20 protein-coding genes and 1 pseudogene are annotated in these 22,213 nt (G+C 53.9%); 8 read left to right on the forward strand and 13 right to left on the reverse strand.

The window, feature by feature from the left end; genetic code table 11:
* The first annotated feature begins 201 nt into the window (after positions 1 to 201).
* Positions 202 to 771, forward strand: coding sequence for a flavodoxin domain-containing protein (locus AC2TDJ_RS20765; RefSeq protein ID WP_480844586.1), 570 nt, complete (start codon positions 202 to 204; stop codon positions 769 to 771).
* Positions 772 to 847: 76 nt separating this feature from the next.
* Here the strand turns inward: AC2TDJ_RS20765 and AC2TDJ_RS20770 are convergent, their stop codons facing one another.
* From AC2TDJ_RS20770 to AC2TDJ_RS20780, 3 genes are all read right to left on the reverse strand, one after another.
* Complete coding sequence (locus tag AC2TDJ_RS20770; RefSeq protein WP_480844587.1) at positions 848 to 1,225, reverse strand: SnoaL-like domain-containing protein; 378 nt, start codon at positions 1,223 to 1,225, stop codon at positions 848 to 850.
* A 198-nt stretch (positions 1,226 to 1,423) separates the two neighbouring features.
* Positions 1,424 to 1,858 carry an acyl-CoA thioesterase gene (locus tag AC2TDJ_RS20775; RefSeq protein WP_480844588.1) on the reverse strand — a complete coding sequence of 145 codons (435 nt, stop codon included), beginning with the start codon at positions 1,856 to 1,858 and terminating at the stop codon, positions 1,424 to 1,426.
* 264 nt (positions 1,859 to 2,122) lie between these two features.
* Positions 2,123 to 2,710 carry a helix-turn-helix domain-containing protein gene (locus tag AC2TDJ_RS20780; protein ID WP_480844589.1) on the reverse strand — a complete coding sequence of 196 codons (588 nt, stop codon included), beginning with the start codon at positions 2,708 to 2,710 and terminating at the stop codon, positions 2,123 to 2,125.
* A 204-nt stretch (positions 2,711 to 2,914) separates the two neighbouring features.
* Between AC2TDJ_RS20780 and AC2TDJ_RS20785 the strand changes: the two genes are divergently transcribed.
* The 5 genes from AC2TDJ_RS20785 (at position 2,915) to AC2TDJ_RS20805 (ending at position 7,268) form a co-directional block, all read left to right on the forward strand.
* Positions 2,915 to 3,190, forward strand: coding sequence for a hypothetical protein (locus AC2TDJ_RS20785; protein ID WP_480844590.1), 276 nt, complete (start codon positions 2,915 to 2,917; stop codon positions 3,188 to 3,190).
* A 269-nt stretch (positions 3,191 to 3,459) separates the two neighbouring features.
* Positions 3,460 to 4,500: a polyamine ABC transporter substrate-binding protein gene (locus AC2TDJ_RS20790; RefSeq protein WP_480844591.1), complete on the forward strand. Its 1,041-nt coding sequence runs from the start codon at positions 3,460 to 3,462 to the stop codon at positions 4,498 to 4,500.
* Positions 4,501 to 4,573: 73 nt separating this feature from the next.
* Positions 4,574 to 5,428, forward strand: coding sequence for an ABC transporter permease (locus AC2TDJ_RS20795; protein ID WP_480844592.1), 855 nt, complete (start codon positions 4,574 to 4,576; stop codon positions 5,426 to 5,428).
* Positions 5,425 to 6,222 carry an ABC transporter permease gene (locus tag AC2TDJ_RS20800; protein WP_480844593.1) on the forward strand — a complete coding sequence of 266 codons (798 nt, stop codon included), beginning with the start codon at positions 5,425 to 5,427 and terminating at the stop codon, positions 6,220 to 6,222. Before AC2TDJ_RS20795 ends, AC2TDJ_RS20800 begins: the two co-directional genes overlap by 4 nt.
* Entirely contained in the window at positions 6,219 to 7,268 is a 1,050-nt protein-coding gene (locus AC2TDJ_RS20805) for an ABC transporter ATP-binding protein (protein WP_480844594.1), read from the forward strand. The genes AC2TDJ_RS20800 and AC2TDJ_RS20805 overlap by 4 nt, the downstream gene beginning before the upstream one ends.
* A 348-nt stretch (positions 7,269 to 7,616) precedes the next feature.
* Here AC2TDJ_RS20805 and AC2TDJ_RS20810 read toward each other — a convergent pair whose 3' ends face one another.
* The 7 genes from AC2TDJ_RS20810 to AC2TDJ_RS20840 form a co-directional block, all read right to left on the reverse strand.
* Positions 7,617 to 9,041 (reverse strand): gamma-aminobutyraldehyde dehydrogenase, encoded by a 1,425-nt coding sequence (locus tag AC2TDJ_RS20810; protein ID WP_480844595.1) that lies wholly within the window; start codon positions 9,039 to 9,041, stop codon positions 7,617 to 7,619.
* Between the two features lie 13 nt (positions 9,042 to 9,054).
* The gene (locus AC2TDJ_RS20815; RefSeq protein WP_480844596.1) at positions 9,055 to 9,669 is read right to left on the reverse strand and encodes an ABC transporter permease; all 615 of its coding nucleotides are present in this window, start codon (positions 9,667 to 9,669) and stop codon (positions 9,055 to 9,057) included.
* A gap of 181 nt (positions 9,670 to 9,850) precedes the next feature.
* Entirely contained in the window at positions 9,851 to 10,804 is a 954-nt protein-coding gene (locus tag AC2TDJ_RS20820) for an ABC transporter permease (RefSeq protein ID WP_480844597.1), read from the reverse strand.
* Positions 10,797 to 11,786, reverse strand: a complete 990-nt coding sequence (locus tag AC2TDJ_RS20825; protein ID WP_480844598.1) for an ABC transporter ATP-binding protein — start codon at positions 11,784 to 11,786, stop codon at positions 10,797 to 10,799. The genes AC2TDJ_RS20820 and AC2TDJ_RS20825 overlap by 8 nt, the downstream gene beginning before the upstream one ends.
* 57 nt (positions 11,787 to 11,843) lie before the next feature.
* Complete coding sequence (locus tag AC2TDJ_RS20830) at positions 11,844 to 13,007, reverse strand: ABC transporter substrate-binding protein (protein ID WP_480844599.1); 1,164 nt, start codon at positions 13,005 to 13,007, stop codon at positions 11,844 to 11,846.
* Positions 13,008 to 13,126: 119 nt separating this feature from the next.
* Positions 13,127 to 14,035 carry a LysR family transcriptional regulator gene (locus AC2TDJ_RS20835; protein WP_480844600.1) on the reverse strand — a complete coding sequence of 303 codons (909 nt, stop codon included), beginning with the start codon at positions 14,033 to 14,035 and terminating at the stop codon, positions 13,127 to 13,129.
* 277 nt (positions 14,036 to 14,312) lie between these two features.
* Positions 14,313 to 14,885, reverse strand: coding sequence for a cupin domain-containing protein (locus tag AC2TDJ_RS20840; RefSeq protein WP_480844601.1), 573 nt, complete (start codon positions 14,883 to 14,885; stop codon positions 14,313 to 14,315).
* A 131-nt stretch (positions 14,886 to 15,016) separates the two neighbouring features.
* Between AC2TDJ_RS20840 and AC2TDJ_RS20845 the strand changes: the two genes are divergently transcribed.
* Positions 15,017 to 16,300, forward strand: coding sequence for a 4-aminobutyrate--2-oxoglutarate transaminase (locus tag AC2TDJ_RS20845; protein WP_480844606.1), 1,284 nt, complete (start codon positions 15,017 to 15,019; stop codon positions 16,298 to 16,300).
* Complete coding sequence (locus AC2TDJ_RS20850) at positions 16,301 to 17,779, forward strand: NAD-dependent succinate-semialdehyde dehydrogenase (RefSeq protein ID WP_480844603.1); 1,479 nt, start codon at positions 16,301 to 16,303, stop codon at positions 17,777 to 17,779.
* A 124-nt stretch (positions 17,780 to 17,903) separates the two neighbouring features.
* Here AC2TDJ_RS20850 and AC2TDJ_RS20855 read toward each other — a convergent pair whose 3' ends face one another.
* From AC2TDJ_RS20855 to AC2TDJ_RS20865, 3 genes and pseudogenes are all read right to left on the reverse strand, one after another.
* A complete protein-coding gene (locus tag AC2TDJ_RS20855) occupies positions 17,904 to 18,797 on the reverse strand; it encodes an MBL fold metallo-hydrolase (RefSeq protein WP_480844604.1) in 894 nt (297 codons plus the stop codon).
* A 492-nt stretch (positions 18,798 to 19,289) separates the two neighbouring features.
* Positions 19,290 to 21,143, reverse strand: coding sequence for an NAD(P)-binding protein (locus tag AC2TDJ_RS20860; RefSeq protein ID WP_480844605.1), 1,854 nt, complete (start codon positions 21,141 to 21,143; stop codon positions 19,290 to 19,292).
* Positions 21,144 to 21,811: 668 nt separating this feature from the next.
* A pseudogene (locus tag AC2TDJ_RS20865) lies at positions 21,812 to 21,893 on the reverse strand (IS6 family transposase); the annotation flags it as partial.
* Between the last annotated feature and the right edge of the window lie 320 nt (positions 21,894 to 22,213).

Raw genomic sequence — 22,213 nt, forward strand, 5'->3', positions numbered from 1 at the left:
GCGCGTGGCGGTCGAACCGGTGGCCGCTCGAGACCGGCAGAAACGGCGCCAGCCCAGCAGCAGCAGTAGGTTGCGTCGCAACGACGTTCTACAACTCTCTCCAAGTCAACTGAGAGTCGCCCTTGATCTCAATCAAGGGCGAACGCCAGCCAATTCATCATACTCTGAACGCTATTCAGGCCGATTTATGGGAGGATCGGAATGACAGTGCTTATCGCCTTCGCTACCGTTCAAGGCCAGTCAGCCAAAATCGCGCGTTTTATCAGCAATATCGCGAAGGAAGCCGGATGCAATATGAGGCTGATCAATACCGACGAATTGTCCGGTCCAGCGCCCTTGGAAGATGTCGACCGCATTATTCTTGTAGCTCCTGTTCACGAGCGTCGGCACCCTGAAGCCTTCGAAGCGTTTATCACGTCCAACAAGGACGAGTTGTTGAAACGAAGATCTCTCGTGCTTTCGGTTGGTCTGAAAGCAGCGTTTGCCTCAGGTCGCGAAGAAGCCCAAGACTATCTCAACGAAATGCTGATGCGAACAGAATTTGAACCCGACGCGACCGCGCTGGTCGCGGGCGCGGTGAGACCCGAAAACTATGGGTACTTTGAAAGGGAAATCGTGCGGCACGTCGTCTTGCTGGGTCGGAAAATCGATCCACGAGATGGGGCACAGGAATTTACTGATTGGGACGAACTAACGTCAATCGTGACAGGGTTCCTTGACGGAAACGGTCAGGCAAACCAGCATCAACCTCCGGTTAGCACTTTAGAATAACTGACGACCCCGGCAATCACCAACAAGCGTTGCAGGCTTTGGTGCCAGACCAAATAGCAGTTGCCGGACGCTTTTCTTACTTCGGCAGCATGAAGAACTCTTCCAGAACAGTCTTGCCATCTGCCACCGAATACAGGGCTATCTCGCGCAGGGTCATCCGCTCACCCGTAGCCTTCTGAGTGACCTCAGCCCTGAACCGCACTCCAAAGCGGTTGGGCGGGTGGACGTACGGGCCATCTATGTCGAGTTCTTGTATTTCATACGCTGCCGACCAATCCTCTCTTTTGCCCTTGATGGCTTCTCGGCCCTTTGTTACGCGAAATTGTCGAACCGGAGGCACCACGGCCTCAATCGACTGCGCGTTTTCGGCATACATTTCATCAACACTCACGAGCCCCCTGCGATCGCGCAGTGCCTGAACGAAGCTTCTTCCGATTTCAACCAAGTCTTCCATGTTCCTCTACTCGCTTTCACAACAATTGTTACACTTCTAACTTTCGCCATTTTTCAGAATTGGCTGTTTAATCCGATGGTTCGGAGAGATCTCTTCGATCGGTCAGAAACTTCGCAACAAAACCGTGTCTATGCTCCTGCGCCCCTTGCCATACATGGGATGTGTCGTAAGTGCTAAAAGCCAATCATCAGGTTTTGCTCATTTGTCTTCAACCTCTCTTGGTCGACCGTCTGCATCCAGCGCAACGAACACAAAATCGGCGTCTGTCACCTTCATGGATGTTTCCTTAAAGCGGGCGCGCGCCCAAACATCGACATGAATGCGCATAGATGTGCGACCGATGCTCAATAGCGTCGCATATAGTGTGACTTCGTCACCGACCTTTACCGGTCGCAAAAACTGCATTGCCTCGACGGCAACCGTGGCGCCTCGTCCCTGAGACACTCTGCCCGCCATATTTCCAGCTGCGAGGTCCATTTGTGACATCAACCAGCCCCCAAAAATGTCCCCGGAAGGGTTTGTGTCCGCCGGCATCGCGATGGTGCGGATGACCAGTACACCTTCTTCCTGCTGGCGCCCGTGTCTTCCACGCTTTTGGGCTCGATCCAAAGCACTTTCAATCTCATCTGGCATATTTGGTGTCGCTCCAATTATTTATGTTACGCCTCAATCACTAAGAAACTTGCCTCACACGCAATGCCCCACGCCTTTGCGGAGCGTCTCGGGTTAGAAAGAAGCCTCTCGTATGACCAACGTATGAACTTCAGTCCAACAAGGCGACTTTAGGTCGTGTCGAAAACAGTGTTCGACAACCACAGTCTGCATCAAACGGAATACTGTTATCCCGCAAATACAATTGCCTGTTGAACACCAGACGTCGTTCAAATTCATCCCCCCCTACACTGCTGCGGCCCAGAAGCGGTATCTGCCCTGTCCGGTGATTTCGCGGGCCAGGCCGCGTTGGGTGAACAGGTTGAGGTTGCGGCGGGCGGACATCGACGAACAGCGCGCCTGCCGGGTCACAAGTTCGGCCGACACGATCGGATAGCGGGTCAGAATGTCGATCAGCAGCGGCGGCGTGCGTCCGGACAAATCCCGGGTCTGCGCCTGCGCGCGATCCAGCCAGGTTGACAGCCGGTCCAGTTCCATCAGCGCCGCCAGGGCCCCCGCCTCAGCCGCCGCGTAAAAGGCGCGCACCCGCGCTTCGGCAAAGGCCTCGCCGTCCTTCAGCGCGTGGCGGTCGAACCGGTGGCCGCTTGAGACCGGCAAAAACGGCGCCAGCCCCCCTGCCCCGGCCCTCATCGCCGCCACCACCGGTTCCAGAATTTCGTCCCAGGGTGTGAGCCCTTCCCGGCGCCAGAAGGCCAGATCGCAGGCGGCGCGTGTCATCGCGTGACCCGCGTCCAGCCGCTCATGATGCGCCCGAAACCCCGCGCCAAGCGCGCCCACCGGCCGGCCCGCCTCCGGGGTCGGGGTCCTGTGCATCCGCAACCGCGGCCCGCCCCAAGAAGGGGTTGTGAAGGTGTAGACGCCCCAGCTGGCCTCAATGTGGGGAACTTTGGTCCTCTCATTGGAGTCAAAAAGTACCCAAATTGGTAGGCTAACTTAAGTTGTTGAAATCGTGTCGGTCAGTACCGTGAGGAATGCGACAACGCCTCGGAGGCGCAAATGTTGAAGAAACCCGAAAACATGAGCGAATTGGACAGCTTCCTGAATACGCATCCAGATGTGCAGTTTGTGGATGCAATCCTATTCGATATTGCTGGAGAACCCATTGGCAAGCGTTACCCGATTAAAGACCTTCGAAGTCTCGATGAAAACGTCGCACAGTACTGTGCTCGTGCAACTATGCTGGGTGTTTTTGGTGAACGCCATGATGTCTTCCGCATAGGTTTTTCCGACGGTGATCCGAGTATCGATCACGCGCTGGGGAGCCATGGTAGTGGGCTTAACAACACCACTTGAATGGGCATCGAACAAGCGCGTACCACGGCGTCGCAATATCCTGCAAAAAGTGCACTGCGCCTCCCAGAGACTGTCCGAAGACTTCCCCCAGTATCTACTGTCCAAGACGCTCCATCATCGACGCGACCTTGCTAACCTAATCAGCCATAGATGCCTGGAGCAACCGTCCGCTCCAAACAAGCCTCAAGGATTCAAGACAACGACAGCGTTCTAAAGCGTTCGTTGCAACCAACTTTAAACAAGTCAACAAACCAAGCAGGGAGTCAAAAATGAAACGACCCGCCTACTACTTAAGCGCCGCCACTTTTTCTTTATTGGGTGCCGCCGCTCAGGCCAGCGATTTGGTTGTGTCCAATTGGGATGGATACATGCCACCAGACGCGGTTGATGCATTCAATAGCGCCACGGGGAACACCGCCGAACTGGTGCTGCACGCCACGAATGAGGAGATCATCGGCAAATTGATCGCATCTGGTGGCAAGGGCTACGATGTTGTTTTTGTATCATCTCCCTTTGCCGAGGTGCTAAACAACCTTGGGCTGGTAGAAACGCTGGATGCGTCGAAGATTCCGAACATGGCGAACCTATACCCGGCAGCGTTGGAGCTTCCACATGATCCGGGCAACACGTTCTCGGTCCCTTACGCCTGGGGCACGACGGGCCTGTGCTACCGCGCGGATATGGTATCAGAGGCACCCGACAGTTGGATGGACCTGCTGCAACCCGCCGAAGATGTCAACGGTAAAACCACCATGCTGGCCACCGACCGTTGGCTTTTGGCCGCCGGGCAGTTGGCCAAAGGTTATTCCGTGAACGAAACGGACGAAGGCAAAATGACAGAGGTGCGCGATCTGTTGATCGACGCCAAGGGTACGCTTCTGGCCTATGACGACACTACTTTCTTTGCCAAGTTGGTGTCGGGCGAAGCGTCGTTAGTGCATGCTTGGGACGGTTGGTGCAACTACGGCATCGCCGAGAATGCAGAGATAAAATACACTATCCCAACCGAGGGCAGCGACCTTTGGGTCGACACAATGGTGATTATGGCGGCGTCTAAAAATAAGGATGGGGCTTATGAGTTCATCAACTACATCCTTGACGCGGAAACCCATCGCTGGGCCGCTGAAAACATCCTTTACAAGGTGCCCAACCAGGCCGCGATGGAAGGCGTCGACCCCAGCCTTTTCGAGATTTACCCGAACATGAGTATGGCTCCGGAGGACATGTTGAAATTCGAGCAGCTTCGCGATGTAGGCGAAGCACAGCGCGCCTATGCGCGTTTGGTATCGGAAATCCGCGCCGCGAACTGATCCTGCCCTGCGCGATGATCCCGGCGATCATATCGTCGCCGGGACATTGGTGGCATACTGGACGTAATTCAATATGATTGACCGCAAGTCTACGTATTTCATGGCCCCGGCATTCGCGTGGTTGACTTGTTTCATGGTCGTGCCGTGCCTGCTGATCCTTGCGCTCGCCTTCTTTAGGCGCGGTATCTATGGCGGGATCGAGTACACATTTACCCTTGAAAACGTGGCCCTTGTTTTCGATCCGCTTTATGCGGGAATTTTCCTGAAATCCGCCTGGATTGCGGGGCTTGCGGCAACAGTAGCTGTCATCATCGGATATGCCGCGGCCTATGCCATCGCCTCGATGCACCGGCGGTATCAGCCGCTCCTTCTGTTCTTTGCCGTTATGCCTTTCTGGTCGAACTACCTTGTGCGCACATATGCCTGGATCGTACTGCTGAACCGCGAAGGGTTGATAACGGGTCTCGCGGGCTGGTTGGGGTACGAGAGCGAGATGCCGCGCTTGCTCTATACCGAAGGGGCCGTGGTGGTCGGGTTAGTCTACAATTACCTGCCCTTTGTCATCCTCGCCTGCTATGCGCCCCTGTCCCGGCTGAACCCTGAAGTCTCCGAAGCCTCTCGTGATCTGGGTGCGACGGGCTGGACGACATTCCGGCGCGTGACGCTGCCCATGACAGCGGCCGGCATCGCAACCGGCTTCGTCTTTGTCTTTGTTTTGTCCATCGGCAATTTTGTGACGCCGGCCCTGCTGGGCGGCGGCCAATTCCAGATGATCGGCAATCTTATATACGATCAGTTCTTGAAATCGAATGACTGGCCATTCGGTGCCGCGCTGTCGATGGTTTTAATTGCTATTATGATGGGGCTGTTGACGTTGCAGACTTTTGCGAGCGAGCAAGCGTCGGGCGGTAGGGTTAAGCCGACATGACGGATCAAAGCCGCGCCAAAAACCGTCTTATGCTGCTGATCCTCGGGCTGGTCTTTGCCTTTCTCTACATCCCGATATCCGTTCTTTTCGCGCTTTCCTTCAACGAAAAGGGTCTGCCCACAGCCTGGACTGGCTTTTCCACCAAGTGGTTTGGCGCGCTATTGGAAAACGACGACATCCTGGGGGCAGCACTCAACACGCTGATCGTGGCGTTGGTATCAACGGTGATGGCAACGATATTAGGCACGTTTCTGGCCATCGGGGTCGAAATCCGTCGTCGCAAGGGCCGGGTTCTCGAAACCATTATCTTCGCGCCCATGATCATCCCGGATATCGTGTTGGCCATCGCGCTCTTGTCTTTCTTTTCCGTGCTCAATGTTACCATGGGTCTGCATACGATCATCTTCGCCCATGTTGTCTTCAACTTGGCTTTTGTCTGTTCGGTCGTGCGGGCGCGCCTGAAGACCTTCGACTGGTCCATTGTCGAAGCATCGGCGGATTTGGGCGCGCCAATCGCAACCACGATCTGGCGTGTGGTTTTGCCGGTTTTGACACCAGCGGTTATGGCTGGTGCACTTCTGGCGTTCACCCTGTCAGTTGATGAATTCATCATCGCATTTTTTACTGCCGGTGCTGGCCGCGACTCCATCACTCTCCCGATGCAGATATTCGCGATGATCCGGTTCGGTGTCACGCCAGAAATCAACGCGCTATCTACGATCGTCATGTGTGTCTCTGTCCTCGCTTTGACCCTCGCGCAGCGCCTTAACCGAGGAGGTGTACCGGGACAATGAATGTTCTTTCCATCCAGCGAGTCAATAAATCGTTTGGTACAGTGCCTGCCATCGACGACGTCTCGCTTGAAATCGCTGAAAACGAGTTCTTCGCCCTGCTCGGCCCCTCGGGCAGCGGCAAGACTACCCTCCTGCGTATGATCGCAGGATTCGAAGACCTTTCGGGTGGGCAACTGCTGCTTGACGGGCAGGATATTTCAACCTTGCCTGCCAACAAGCGCCCCGTGAACCTGATGTTTCAGTCATACGCGCTATTCCCGCATATGAGTGTCGCGCAAAACATCGCTTATGGGTTGGAGATGGAGAAACTGCCTCGCAGCGAGATCGCAGCGCGCGTGGACGACATCCTACGGGTAATCCAGTTGACTGAACTAGCGCGCCGCAAACCCGATCAACTCTCCGGTGGTCAGCGCCAGCGCGTGGCGCTGGCGCGTGCGCTGGTAAAACGCCCGCGCATTCTGCTTTTGGACGAACCTCTGGGCGCACTTGACAAGAAACTGCGCGGCGAAATGCAGTTGGAGCTGAAACGAATTCAGGCGGAGTTCGGCATCACCTTCATCATTGTTACGCACGATCAGGAGGAGGCTTTGGTCATGGCTGACCGTATTGCCATCCTAAAAGACGGCGCGCTCGTGCAATGCGGCAGCCCGCGCGCTGTTTATGAACATCCCGCCAACCGTTTTGCAGCCGAATTCATCGGAGTGATGAACTTTCTTCCGGTCCGGACCGATGACGGCGCCCTGAGAGACCGCACCGGCGCTTCGATCACTGTCGACACTGCCTGTCGCAAGGGGTCGTTGGTTGCAGCGATCCGTCCTGAACGCCTGCGGCTCGACCCCAGGCCGGGTGACAATCAGTTGACTGGCAAGATTTCTGATCTCGCCTATCACGGACTGGATTTGCAGGTGCATCTGATCACCCCTGCTTGCGAGAAGCCGGTCATCATCCGTTTGACTGCAGATGCAGCCGAAGGTCGCTTGCTCAATCGTGGCGAGACACTCACTCTCGGTTGGGCACCAGAGGACACCCGGGTATTCGACACCTGACACCACCTAGAAGGGTTCTGAAGGTGTAGACGCCCCGAAGTTCAGCCTTAGCGTTGGAGAGTGGCTGTTCCCCGATAGGATGAAAGTGCGGGTTCACGACTGCACACCGGGCCCAAGCATCATAGGAGAACAGCCATGAAAGAGTATATCGGTCTCGATGTGTCGCTGAAAGAGACCGCAGTTTCAATCCGACGCGACGGCGAACGTGTCTGGCGCGGGAAACACGCCGAATAGAGAAGACAACACCTTCAAAGCCTCACGCGGCCCCACCCAGAGGGCAATGGGTAGAAGGGAATTGGGTCTGGCAAGTGGGAGAACATCCTGCCAGACCCCGGCAATCTCGCCAAATCAGTGGGCAACCATGATGTGGCGAACTGCCGTGTAGTCTTCGAGAGCGTACATCGACATATCTTTGCCATAGCCGGATTGCTTGAGTCCGCCGTGAGGCATTTCGTTTGTCAGCATAAAGTGTGTATTGATCCACGTGCAGCCATATTGAAGTTGTGCTGAGGCCTCCATCGCCCTTCCCACGTCTCTTGTCCAAACGGAGGACGCAAGTCCGTATTGGCTGTCATTGGCCCAATCGATAACCGGGTCAGATTCTGTGAATCGTGTCACCGAAACCACGGGACCAAAAACTTCGCGTTGCACGATCTCGTCGGTCTGTACCGCACCTGCAATTACCGTCGGCGCATAGTAGAACCCCGACCCATTGTGAGCCTCACCTCCCGTGGTGATTTCAATGTGCTTGTTTTCAGAGGCCCGCTGAACAAAGCTGGCAACCCGATCCCGCTGACGAGGAGAAATCAATGGCGGTATTTCATTTAACGTGTCGTCCGCATCGTCATAGACAATGCTGGCTGCCGCATCGGTTAATTCAGTGACAAGCTTTTCGTAGATACCATCATCAGCATAAACGCGACAGGCCGCAGTGCAATCTTGACCGGCATTGTAAAAACTAAACGCCTTTAGTCCCTCAATCACGCGATTGAGGTCGGCATCGTCGAAGACTATAACAGGAGCCTTGCCGCCAAGTTCCAAATGCGTGCGTTTGACGCACTTTGCTGCGGCCATCAAAACCTTTTTACCCGTTGCGACGTCGCCTGTGATCGAGATCATATCGACGTCTTCGTGATTGATCAGTGCATTGCCAACTGATCCCCCTTGCCCCACGATCACGTTGACGACGCCCTCCGGTAAAATGTTGGACAAAATGCGTGCAAAGGCCAACGCAGTGAGCGGAGTCTGTTCAGATGGCTTGATTACAACGGTGTTTCCACCCGCCAATGCAGGAGCAAGTTTCCAGGCCATCATCATAATTGGATAGTTCCAGGGTGCAATTGAGGCGACCACTCCGATTGGATCGCGACGGATCATGCTGGTATGCCCCTCAATGTAATTTCCGGATATTGGACCATGCATGTTCCGTACCGCGCCCGCGAAATAGCGGAAGCAGTCAGCAACGGCCGGAATCTCCTCATTCCTGACTTCGTTAATGGGTTTGCCGCAATTTAGCGCCTCCAACTGAGCAAGAGTTTCAAGTTCTTTCTCTACAGCATCGGCAATTGCCAAGAGCTTCGCAGATCGCTCACTCGGGGTTGTGCGCGACCAGGCGGGAAAAGCCCGCCGCGCGGCCTTAACCGCTCTGTCAATCTGGCCTGGATCTGCCTCCGGCAGTTTGACGACGATCTCACCCGTTCGCGGATTCAGGACGCTTTCTTCCGTTTCCGTGCCGGCTTCAAATTCGCCCCCAATCAACATATCTGTGTACATTTTTTGCTTCCTACTATTTGCCTTGTCCAGCAACCGTGTCGGTGCCGCGGGTGAGATAAAACGCGCCGAGGATCGGCAGGAACGTAACCAAGACGACAACCATGGCGACGACATTTGTCACCGGACGCTGTCGAGGGCGTACGAGTTCTTCAAGCATCCAGATTGGTAAAGTCTGCTGTTGCCCGGCAGTGAACGTCGTTACGATCACCTCGTCAAAACTGAGAGCAAATGCCAACATGCCTCCCGCCAAAAGCGCTGTAGAGATATTCGGCAGGATTACAAACCTGAAGGTTTGGAAGGCGTTTGCACCAAGGTCCATGGACGCCTCGACAAGGCTGCCACTAGTACGACGAAAACGGGCCACGGCGTTATTGTATACAACCACTACGCAGAAAGTGGCGTGCCCAAGGACAATCGTCCAGAAACTGAACGGAATGTCCGCAAGGTTGAAGGCAGAACGTAGCGAAATACCAGTGATGATCCCGGGCAGAGCGATGGGCAAAATCACGAGCAAAGATATTGTCTCGCGACCAAAGAACTTTGAACGAGCCACGGCCGCAGCGCACAGGGTTCCAAGGATCAGCGCAATTATCGTCGAGACTGAAGCAACGCGAAGGGACAAGCTCAAGGCCTCCCAAACGTCTGGGCGGTTCCAAGTGACGCCGAACCACTTAAGCGTCAAACCCGGGGGGGGCCATTGGTAACTCTTGTCTTCCGTCGTGAACGCGTAGACGAATATCAAAACTATCGGAAGATGCATAAATAGGAGCCCGAAAGCTGCGGCGAGCTTCAGCGATAGTGTGGCGCGGTCAGAGTGCATCGAAAGCCCCCATTCTGCGTGCTCCGTAGAGGTAGACACCCATAATCACAATCGGAACGACGGCGAATGCAGCCGCAAGCGGAATGTTTCCAGCCGTTCCTTGGAACTGATAGACAGCTTGTCCAATCATCCGGGCTGAAGTGCCAACAATCTGAGGAATGATGTAGTCACCCAGCGTCAAAGAAAATGTAAAGATCGATCCCGCAATGATGCCTGGCAAAGCCAAAGGCAAAAGCACATTACGGAAAGTCTGTGCTGGGTTTGCTCCAAGATCCCCCGACGCCTCAAGTAGGGAAGCTGGCACGCGCTCAAGCGAGGCCTGTATCGGCAAGATCATGAAAGGCAACCAAACGTAGAGGAACACAAGGAAGGTTCCTGTCCAACTGACGGAAAGAGAGTTGCCCCCTACGACGGGAAGCGAGAGATAGGCTTCCAGCAACCATGTCAGGTGCATACTCTCGAAGATCCAACTTAGGATACCTTCCTTGGCCAGGATCAGTTTCCAAGAATAGACTTTGACCAGATAGCTCGACCAGAGTGGGAGCATAACCCCCAAATAGAAGAACGCTTTCCACCAGCCTTTTGCATAGCGCGCGGCATAATAGGCAACCGGGAAGCCAATGATTGCTGCTGCAAGCGTTACACTTGCAGCCATAGCAATTGTGCGCAGTATTATGTCTAAATTCGCTGGCCGGAAAAGCTCGGCATAAGTGCGAAGAGTAAATTCATAGTTGATGAGCCCAGAAAACTCGTCAATCGAAAAGAAGCTCTGCGCCAACAACGCGAAGAGCGATCCTAGATAAATGATGCCCAGCCACAGAGCAGGGGGCAAAATCAGTGCAAGCAGCAGGATATTTGGCTTTCGCCAAAGCAAGTCTGAGACGCGACTTGCGGCGCCAATTTGTGGCCGCTTGCCTGCGGGTTGAGCCGACGTTTCAGCCATTTTGGGACTCCATCAAGTGCAGCGCATCAACATTCCAATTGATACGGACTGTTTCGCCAACCTTCGGTGCCGGCACAGTTTTCGGTAAGGCTGCATTGATGATTTGCCCTTGCAAGTTGAGGGACACTCGGGTTGTTGCTCCTAGATATGCATGAGAAATAACCTGAGCCGCGTACCCTTCTTTCCGCAGTTCGACAGCTTCTGGTCGAAGGCTGGCCGGCCGTTTTTCCCCGGTGACGCTCTCGACAAACTCCTCCGATAGCACGTTGGATGAGCCCACAAAATCCGCCACGAATGCGGTACGCGGTGCGTCGTAGATTTCTTGAGGTAATCCTATTTGTTGTATCTGACCCTCACTAAATACAGCGACACGATCGGCCATAGACAGGGCCTCGCCTTGATCATGGGTCACAAAAACAAACGTTATTCCGAGCTGACGTTGCAGGCCTTTGAGCTCCTCCTGCATCTGTTCACGCAATTTGAGATCAAGCGCACCGAGGGGCTCGTCCAACAAAAGCACTTTGGGCTTGTTAACCAGTGCTCGTGCCAACGCTACGCGCTGCCGCTGCCCACCTGATAATTCAGACGGCTTTCGCAAGCCGTAGCCAGGCAGCGCCACCATCTCCAGCGCTTCATCAGCAGCACGATGCTGTTGGGCCTTTGAATAACCAGAGATTTTTAGACCATAGGAGACATTGTCGCGCACATTTAAGTGCGGGAAGAGCGCGTAGTCTTGGAAAACGGTATTTACTGGACGGCGATAGGGAGGAGTTGCTCCGGAGATTTCTCCGAATATCTCGATCTTTCCTGCTGTTGGTTGTTCAAATCCAGCGATTAATCGCAAGCATGTCGTTTTACCGGAACCGGAAGGACCAAGCATCGCAAAAAACTCCCCTTCAGCGATATCTAGGTCAACGGTATTCACGGCGCGTACAGCACCATAGTGGCGAGAAACCGCGCGGAGGCGAACGGCAGACAGCATGACAGTGTTTCCTTTAGGAGGGCTCACCGCTCAGCTATGCGGTGAGCCGAAGCTGGTTTATCGACCGCCAATTACACCGATGTAATCAGAGACCCAGCGATAGTACGGCACACATTCGTCATGGCTCTCACATTTGGAAACCGGTGTTTGCCAAAAGCGAATTCGCTCGAAATCATCAAAGCCGTTTTTGGTGCAGCCGTCTGCGGTCTGTTTGCCTCGGCCATCGGTGCAAGCCGCCGGAACGGCGGGATTAGCACCGAACCAAACTGACAGGTCGGACATCAAATTGGAGCTCAGTGTGTGCTCGAACCACATGTAAGCGCAATTTGGGTTTTCCGCATCCACATGCATCATCGTTGTATCAGCCCACCCAGTTGCTCCTTCTTTCGGGATCACGCTTGCGATTGGCGCGTCATCACCTTGAAGTAAGTTCACCATGAATGGCCAAGACCCGGATGCCGCCATCCCCTCGTTTTTAAAGTCATCGATTTGAATGAATGCGTCGTGCCAATAGCGACCGACAAGCTTGCGTTGTTGACGCAAGAGCTCAAGAGCGGCGTTGTACTGTTCCTGATTCAGTTCATAGGGCGACGCGATACCCAGCTCAGGCTGATGTGTCATCAGATAAAGTGCTGCATCGGCAATGTGAATTGGCCCATCGTAAGCCTGAACGCGCCCCTCATTCGGTTTACCATCTGGCAAGTCCTGAGGTTCGAACACGATACTCCAAGAGTCGGGTGACTGATCACCGAATACTTCGGTGTTGTACATCAGCACGTTTGGGCCCCACATGTATGGAACTCCGTAGTGCACGCCATCGATAAAGTGCCAAGGAGCTTCCTTGAGGCGCTCGTCAATTGTATTCCAACTTGGGATCAAGTCAGTGTTGACTTCCTGAACACGTTTTCCAGCGATCATGCGTAACGACGCATCGCCAGAGGCGGTCACGAGGTCGAAACCGCCTTCGTTCATTAGCGCAACCATTTCATCTGATGTATTCGCGGTCTTCACATTAACCGCACAACCAGTCGCTTTCTCAAAGCCTGTGACCCAATCGAACTCGGGTGACGTTTCTCCTCTTTCGATGTAACCCGGCCAAGCGACAATATTCAACTGGCCTTCACCGGCCCCCAGTGTTGCCACCTTTGCATTCGCTACCGGTACCGCCGCAGTAAGAGCAGCCAAAGCAATCGCTGTGCAAGGTTTGAGATTGTATCTCATGATTGTCTCCCTGTTTTTTTCAAACACGATTCTTGGAAAGACAATGGAGGGAATTTTTTGATATCTCCAATTCAATTATCATATGCTGTTGTATCGGAAATTCAGATGCCTGGATTTTCTTAACGATTCCGGGCGTTTTTCATTGCTTGAGCGACGGCAATAAACTCGTCTGTGGCATCAGAAGTGGTCAATCCGCGACGCCAAACGAGGCCCACCTGAACGACGGGGAGAGTGCTATCGACATCTCTGCTCTGTATTCGGTCGCCCTCAAGCGACCAGGGCCGATAAACCAGGTCTGGGAGCAACGCAACGCCTGCACCAGTTGCTACAAGGGATCGAACCGCTTCCACGGACCGAGTCCGAAACGCCACCTTTGGGCGTTCGCCAAATGCGGATACGACCGTGACAGCTTCGCGTTCCATTTCGTCAACATCCAAAACGATCAATGGCTCCTTTGCGACATCAGACAGCGCGATGCTGCGCTGTCGTCCTAACTCGTGGTCATTCGGAAGCCAAAGTCTGAACGATGAAACATCGAGGATTTCGGACTGAAGTGCATACCTGTCTCGCAAGTGAGTGGTCACCATCACTGCAATGTCCAACTCACCCCCTATGATCAAGTGTTCTAGGTATTCAGCATTGTCTTCGACTGCGCTCACCTCTACGTCAGGAAAAAGCCGTCGATAGCGCGACAGTACTTCCGACAAAACATAACCTGCAGTGAGAGAGGTTACTCCGAGATTCAGAGTCCCTTTAATCTGACGCGAACCAGTCGTTACGGCACGCGTTGCGCTAGAGACTTCAGCGAGAATTGAAATTGTGTGCCTTAAGAAAACTTGCCCGTCCGGAGTTATGGAGATTCCACGGGGGTGTCGCTCAAAGAGCTTGACACCCAAGTTGGCTTCGAGTTCCTTGATCGCCTCCGTGACCGCACTTTGAGAAATCGACAGGGCGTGAGCGGCCTTGCTGACGGATCCCTCCTCAGCTGCTGCCGAAAAGTACCTGAGTTGTTTCAACGTAACCGACATGATCGGGATAACTACCAACGAGTGGGCGATCGGATCAACAGGCCGGCCAAGGGCAAAAGAGGCACTATTGATGCAATGTCACAGAAAAACCAGCACTGATGGGAAGTAATATAGCCTCATACTGGTGTCGTACTTGCCCGGTAGGCATTACCCCACACGATAGAGTGACTACATGACGCAAACGTCCTGAGGCATGATCTGAAACAGTTCGAGATGGTTTGAATCTGCGCAAAGAGCGTGAACGCAGTAGGCCTAAATCTACGTCGCCCATCTCACCTTAGAATGTGGGCGGCGTGCAAGCACTGAAGACTACCGCCTCTTCCGGACCGACCTGTCGAAATCGATGCGGTAGTCTGCTTTCGAAATAATAGGCATCACCGGAGCCAAGAATCTTGCGATGCTCTCCTACCGTAATCTCGACCCTGCCCGAAATTACGATCCCAGCCTCCTCACCCTCGTGAGAATACATGACACGACCGGTGTCCGCACCCACGCTGTAAGTCTCCTTCAATACCATCAGTGAACGACGGAACAGATTTGCGCCCACTTGCTTGAGCGACAGCTGCCCTTTGCCGATCTCCACTAGGTCTTCCGCCGAGTAGAAGACCGTTCGTTCGGGTTCGGGCTCGAAGGCGAAAAACTCCGACAATCCAATCGGAATCCCATCAAGTATCTTTCTCAAGGCTCCAACGGATGGGTTCATCTGTCCGGATTCTATCAATGAGATAGTACTGTTAGGTACGCTGACCTTTTTTGCCAAAGCGCGTTGCGACAGGCCGGCTCTGGTCCGAACTGTCCGCAGGCGCCAGCCCAGCTCAACGTCGCCATTCTTCGTGTTTGTTCTGTTCATTATTACCTAATACCTCTCACCTGAGGTTAATAAATACAACATGTTGCAAGCAGAAAGAAACAGACTTTTTTTGTATAATGAGCCATTCTACGGTGATCGACGAGTTTCAAAATAGACAATGGAAGACGACTATGCTGAACGCTGAGATATCGGAGAGAAAGAGCAACTCAATTGCCCGAGGCGTTGGTATGATGACCCAAGTCTACGCAGAGCGTGCCGAAAACTCTGAAATCTGGGACGTTGAAGGAAACCGATATATTGACTTTGCCGCAGGTATCGCCGTTGTCAATACCGGCCACCGGCATCCGAAGGTCATAGAAGCGGTCAAAGCTCAGCTCGAGAGCTTCACTCACACGTGCCATCAGGTGGTTCCCTACGAAAACTACGTCAGGCTGGCAGAACGTCTGAATGTACTTGTGCCCGGTGATTTTGACAAAAAGACCATCTTTGTCACTACTGGCGCTGAAGCAGCCGAAAACGCGGTCAAGATCGCGCGCGCAGCTACCGGTCGTTCGGCGGTCATCGCGTTCTCCGGTGGGTTTCACGGTCGGACCTTTATGGGTATGGCGTTGACCGGAAAGGTAGTTCCCTACAAGAAGGGTTTTGGCGCGATGCCAGGCGACGTGTTCCATGTTCCCTTCCCAGTCGATCTTCACGGCGTGAGCGTTTCAGACAGCGTTGCTGCACTGGACAAGCTGTTCAAAGCAGATGTCGATCCAGCGCGCGTTGCTGCAATCGCCTTAGAGCCCGTGCAAGGTGAGGGCGGTTTCTATGAAGCCCCGAAAGAGCTGATGCAGCATCTACGCAAGGTCTGTGATGAGCACGGCATTCTGCTGATCGCTGATGAGGTGCAAACAGGCTTTGCACGCACGGGCAAACTCTTCGCCATGGAACACCATGGCGTGGTCCCAGATCTGACATGCATGGCCAAAGGTCTTGGCGGCGGATTCCCAATTGCTGCTGTCACTGGCCGCGCCGAAATTATGGACGGAGCGGATCCGGGCGGCCTAGGTGGGACCTACGGCGGCAACCCAATCGGTGTAGCGGCGGCACATGCTGTGCTGGACGTGATCGAAGAAGAGGACCTCTGTGCCCGCGCTGATCAACTTGGCAACCGTTTAAAACAGCGGCTCTCCTCAATGCGCGATACGATTCCTGAAATTGCAGATATTCGCGGTCCCGGTTTTATGAATGCGGTCGAGTTCAATCTAGCAGATGGCTCAGCGCCCAACCCTAACTTTGCAACTGCGGTCAAATCCGAGGCGATGAAGCGTGGCCTCATACTCTTGACGTGTGGTGTCTACGGCAACGTCATTCGTTTCCTCGCTCCCGTCACGATCCAAGACGATGTGTTCAACGAAGCACTTGACACTCTTGAAACATCCGTGAAAGCGGCCAAAGGGGGAAACGTATAAATGGCACTCTCCAATGTGTTGCAACGGCTCGCGAGGTCGGACTTGCTTATCAACGCCGCCTTCGTCGGAGGTGAGTGGAAGGAAACTGCTTCCGATGGCGCGACCTTTGAGGTAAAAAACCCCTCGACCGGAGAGGTCATTGCCACCTTGCCGGATCTCGGTGTTGGTGAAACCAGCATTGCGATTGATGCGGCGTACATCGCGCAAAAGGACTGGGCTGCAAAAACCGGCAAGGAACGCGCGGCCGTCCTTCGCCGTTGGTATGACCTGATGGTCGACAATGCCGACGATCTGGGAATGATCTTGACGGCGGAAATGGGCAAACCGTTTGCAGAGGCGAAAGGTGAAATCCTCTACGGCGCCAGCTTCATCGAATGGTTCGGTGAAGAAGCGAAACGGATCTATGGCGATATCATTCCGGGGCATCAGCCTGACAAGCGTATCATGGTGCTTAAGCAACCCGTGGGCGTTGTCGCATCGATTACGCCGTGGAACTTTCCCAATGCCATGATTGCTCGTAAAGTTGGCCCGGCTCTTGCGGTCGGATGTTCCTTTGTCGCAAAGCCGGCCGCTGAGACGCCGCTCTCGGCCCTCGCCATGGCCAAGCTCGCTGAAGAGGCCGGCCTACCAGCAGGCCTGTTTTCAGTCATCACGTCGAAACGGTCTTCTGACGTCGGCAAGATGTTTTGCGCAAATGAGAAAGTGCGCAAGCTGACCTTCACAGGTTCAACCGAAGTTGGACGTATCTTGATGGAGCAGTCCGCACGCCAGGTCATGAAAACGTCCATGGAACTCGGCGGCAACGCACCGTTCATCGTATTCGACGACGCGGACCTCGATGCTGCGGTCGAAGGAGCTATGATTTCCAAATACCGCAACAACGGCCAAACATGCGTCTGCGCAAATCGCATCTACGTGCAAGCCGGCGTCTATGATGCTTTTGCTGAGAAGCTTGTCACAGCCGTAGAGGCGATAAAGGTTGGCGACGGTTTTTCCGACGACGTTGCGGCTGGCCCGCTGATCAGCGAAGCGGCTGTCGATAAAGTGGAAGAACATATCGCTGATGCGACGAGCAAGGGTGCCACGCTTGTCACAGGCGGAAAGCGCCACGGGCTCGGTGGTACTTTCTTTGAGCCAACGGTCATGACTGGCGTAACGCGCGACATGCTTATTGCGAGCGATGAGACTTTCGGTCCGGTCGCACCGCTCTTCAAGTTCGACACCGTTGAAGATGTCATCGAACAAGCCAATGACACCATCTTTGGCCTTGCGTCTTATTTCTACGCCAAGGATCTCGCCAATGTCTGTCGCGTCGCTGAAGCACTAGAATACGGCATGGTGGGGGTCAATACAGGACTAATCTCAACAGAAGTCGCTCCGTTTGGCGGCGTAAAACAGTCTGGAACGGGACGAGAAGGCTCAAAGTACGGTTGTGACGACTACCTTGAAATCAAGTACGTCTGCGTGGGCGGTGTATGATCAGACCGGGCTTTAGGATCTCAGAAATTCTCCCTGTCACGAGGCTGACTCCTCCCTAGCACTCGCGGCGACCTGGCCGGTGAACACTTTATGGCCTTTTCCCCGTTCACCGGCGTGGTGCTGGTCAATCTGTAAAGAGCACAAGCTTCATTTTCTTGTAAGTGTATGTCAGCGCTGGAAAACCGTAAACATGCCCAGCTTTCACCTGACACTTCTTGGCCAGAACGCAGTCTAGTAGTCCAGGCAGTTTCTGTAAATTGCTGTAGGGGACTTCAGGTCGCCCGTGCCCCCCGAACAAACGGGCTTCCGTGGGAAAAACCCTAATGGCCCGCTTCGCGCTCTTAGCGTAGGGCTCAATATCGCTTGCCGCCATCACAAAAACCGGCCCGCTATAAAGGAAATCACCTAAAAAAACCAATTTCCTCTCGTCATCAATAATCACGATAGTCTCTTTAGAGTGACCAGGAAGGTGAACCAACTTGATTTCGCGTTCGCCCAAATCAATCGATTGGTCAAGCGGGAACCATTCGTCAACTCTCGTTTGTTCAGGTCGCGTACCGTCCAAAAGCTCTTCTTGCGAGAAACGATATGAGCCGTCCTCGGAGATATTGACACGCAGGAACGGCAAATCCGGAAACGCCACGTGTTCAAACTCTTCAATATTAGCGATGTGGTCGAAGTGGAAATGGCTTGGAAGTAACGTGACGGGCAGATCGGTCAGTTGCTCTATGATATGTGTCATCTTACTGCCACCAACAGATCTGTTCTCGCCCGTACCAGTGTCGATCATGATAGCTTTCTTTGTACCAAGTACCAGATAACTAACGTTGCCCTGACTACTCCGACGTTCTTCAATGACATAAGTGTCCGGATCGATCTGCCCGACAGAATACCAATTTGAGGCGACGTCAACTGGTGTAATCGGTTGGGGATTTTCAGCGACAGCCAAGCTCACAGTCATTATTACAACTCCAAAAGTCATAATTAGATGGGTTAACAACACACTAAATCGGCCCATTTGTATCCTCCAAAGTTCAGTCAACTCTTGCTTACGATTTTCGCCGAATATCGAGTCGAAGAAGTCTATCGCTTGCTACTGCTGCAACCGCTTTCACTGCATCAATCTTGGTGTTGCCAAATCCGCGTTAGAAGCGGATACCTACCCTTGGCACACCCTCCACCATTCGATCATGCAGCAGGTTGCAGACGTCACATTCCGGACGTTCAAAACTAGGTGTCGCATGATAGGTGAGCGGGGCACATCCACCTTTTGCTCACGCCGTTTTTGCTGACGCAGAAACCCCTCGCAAATGCGGCATGAGGTTTGTGGTGTTGGAGCGGAACCCACCGAACCAGACATTCATCTACGTTTTTGTCACTGAACTTCAGGTCGTCCTCCTTAGTTGGCTGTGCGCTGCGTGCTGATAGGTAAGAAATCCTCGGCGCGGGTTATTGAAATTCTTTCTTGGCAACTGGGTGAGCTTGCCAGAGGGCAGCCGGGAAACAGGCGTTACGAAAGTTCATCCACCGCCCGATACGCCATTGATATCGCGGCTTCGGCCATTGCCTGGCCGGAGGCATCAGAGTTTGCAATTGCCACATTGCCGATTGTCTGCCGCGCTACCCCGTGATGTTGTCCGCCTGCATAGCCATGGGGCCAGCGGTTCACCGTGATCGCAGCAATATCGCTGGCCGCATCAAACCCGTAGGGACCAAATATGCGGTTCAATTGCTCGCGAGTGCGTCTTTCGATTTCTTCGAAGGTCAGTTCCAGCAGCTCATAACGACCCATCCGAAACCGATCGACCATATCCAGATCCTCACCGTATAGGGCGGGACAGAACTCCATATGCAGGACTATGGGCTCATCTGGATTGCGGGAAAACTCGTAACCTCCCATCGAGACCGGAAAATCCAGCATGAGCTCAGCATGAAACCCATCCGGACAATAGAGCGCGCTTGCGCCCAGCTTGTGAAAGGCGCGCCAATTGGTCAGGGCAACATTGGTGTAGACCAGCGGCGCTTTGACATAGGAGGCGAGCGCTTCAGCCTGCGCCTCTTCCATATCTGGGATCAGAAAGGGGATTGCCATATTGTAGCAGGCCATAATGCAATGGCGCGCCTCTACCGCATAGGTTTCACCGCCATGCACGTAAGTTACCTTTGCCGGTTTGTCCCCGTCTCCCGGCCGTACATTCACCACAGTGCTATCCAGACGCAGTCGCACATTGTTTTCGGGCAAATCCAACTTGTCATAGTCAAACCGCGCCAACACGATGTCATCCATTGTGTTACCCGAGGCACATCCAGGGATCATCTTGCGCACCAGAAGTCGCGCAATCGATGCATTCCCATCCGGGAAATGGTGGATATATGTCTCGGGTTCATCTTCGGAATCCTCGGGACGGTCGATGAACCAACCGGCCATGCCCAGTTTCAGCCCGGCAAAGCCCGGCAGCCCGCTATAGAGCCAGGCTGCGCCCGCTGGCACCAGATCAGGCGCAACGGCGAACCCTCCGTTGGTGGACTGGCGAAAGAGGCTGATCAGGGTTTCTGACATGCCACAATAGTCGCGCAGGTAATCGGTGTAGGAGGTGCCTTCGAGAATTTCCTGCTTGTCAGAAACACCCTTCAGGTAGTCCGGCGGTGACAGCATGAGTTCTTTGAGTTTCGCCCGATCTTCAGCTGTCAACGGCAGGTCGTCAATTTGCTCGGGGGTTGGTTTCTGGCCACGCCCGCCTCCGTAGGCCACGGTAAAGGGAAAATGAACGTCTTTTTCGGCACCTAACTGTTCGGCGAACATTTGGGTTTGCATACCCAGCCGTTCATAGAACCCCCGATCATAGGCTGTTTCAAACCGGTCAATATCAATTCCTATATCCCTGAGGCAATCCATCACCTCGATGTCAAACTCCTGCGGGTTTTCGAGGGTCTGGCTACCGCCATAGCCAATCAGGAAGTGACCGTTGACTGTAAACTCATTCCGCTTGGCATGACCGCCAAAATCATCGTGGTTATCCAGAATCAGGATGCGCGCCTGTGGATGGTCGCGCTGGTACTTGCGCGCCGCCGCAAGACCGCTCAGACCTGCACCCACCACGACCAGATCATAGCTGCCGCTGATCTTGTCCGATTGTGGTCCATCTTCGCCGTCGCGGCCAATTCGGTGCATAACCTCGAACGAACCCGGATGTGAACCGCGCATCCCTGTTAGAGCGGGCGGATAGGGCGCATTCCCGCTTGCCGCCATACCGGGTTTTGCCAACCATGGCATGCTGGCTGCAGCACCAATGGATACCGCCACTCCATTGATGAATTGGCGGCGGCTGATCGGTGCGGTCATGCCAAGTCTGTCCTGGGTCATCTCAATGCTCCTTCTGCCCGTAAACCACATTTGCGAAGCGCAGAGGAATCTAGTGCACATTCCATGCGTTGCTCTGCACCTTGGTACTATTCAAAGTGACGCCTGTGTCAAATCTGGTCTCGATATCGGTCAAAGCCGCACGAAACTCGGGTAATATTTTGATAATTAGTGATATTTTTGAATCGAGCTTCGGAGCAGTTCGGTGATATGTGGGCAGACTTCCACTTTGGTTTAACCAGAACATGACCTTGGTTTATGTCCCCTATGAAGAAAACCTCCCTTGCAAGTGCGCCACCGCTTCATCCTTGCCGCCACTTATCTCGCTCTTTATGCGCTTCTTGAACTGCTTGGTGAACTTGCCTGGGCTGCTGGGAAACCGCGGATGCGTTCCGGGAATACCCATGGGCTTATTTAACGCTTTAACCGGCATCGAGCTTGCGTACGAGATGTTGCTAATGCGTCGCTAGATGCACAACACGGATGTGCGCCCTGCGCTGCATACGGTGCCAGGTGCTGCCCCCCCTGAAACGAGGTTCGAATTCAGACTTGAACTGCGAATTTAGTCGTTAGACGAACCTACCGTACGGGCGCGCACCGCTTCATACTTTGATTTGATTCACCCAATGAGGCGGGACTACTGAGGATCGTTGCGCAGCAACACGACCCAATGACACCCCGTATCGGAGATAGAAGAAAACAGCGTACAAGATCACCTCTTTCGGAAAATGCGCCCTTGAATGAGATCGTCATGGTCTGCTCCTGTCTTATTCGAGCATGCGCTACCAAAACGACGCTTGATTTGACAGGTGGGAACTAAATTTGCGACATGTGTAGACGCCCAAAACGCAAGAGGTAATTTGGCCGGTAATTGCATCGGTTCGGGTACTGACATGTGTTCGGCCTGTTGTGCGTCCTTTGCACGTGCCGCTGGCCCGTATGGCGCTAGCGGATCCGGTCCAATTCAGAGCCACGTGCTCGAAGCACTCTGCGACCCGTTGGCTTGTCCCTCACACATCTGCGGCCCAGAAGCGGTATCTGCCCTGTCCGGTGATTTCGCGGGCCAGGCCGCG

It is taken from the genome of Ruegeria sp. HKCCD6647-2 (assembly GCF_057221075.1).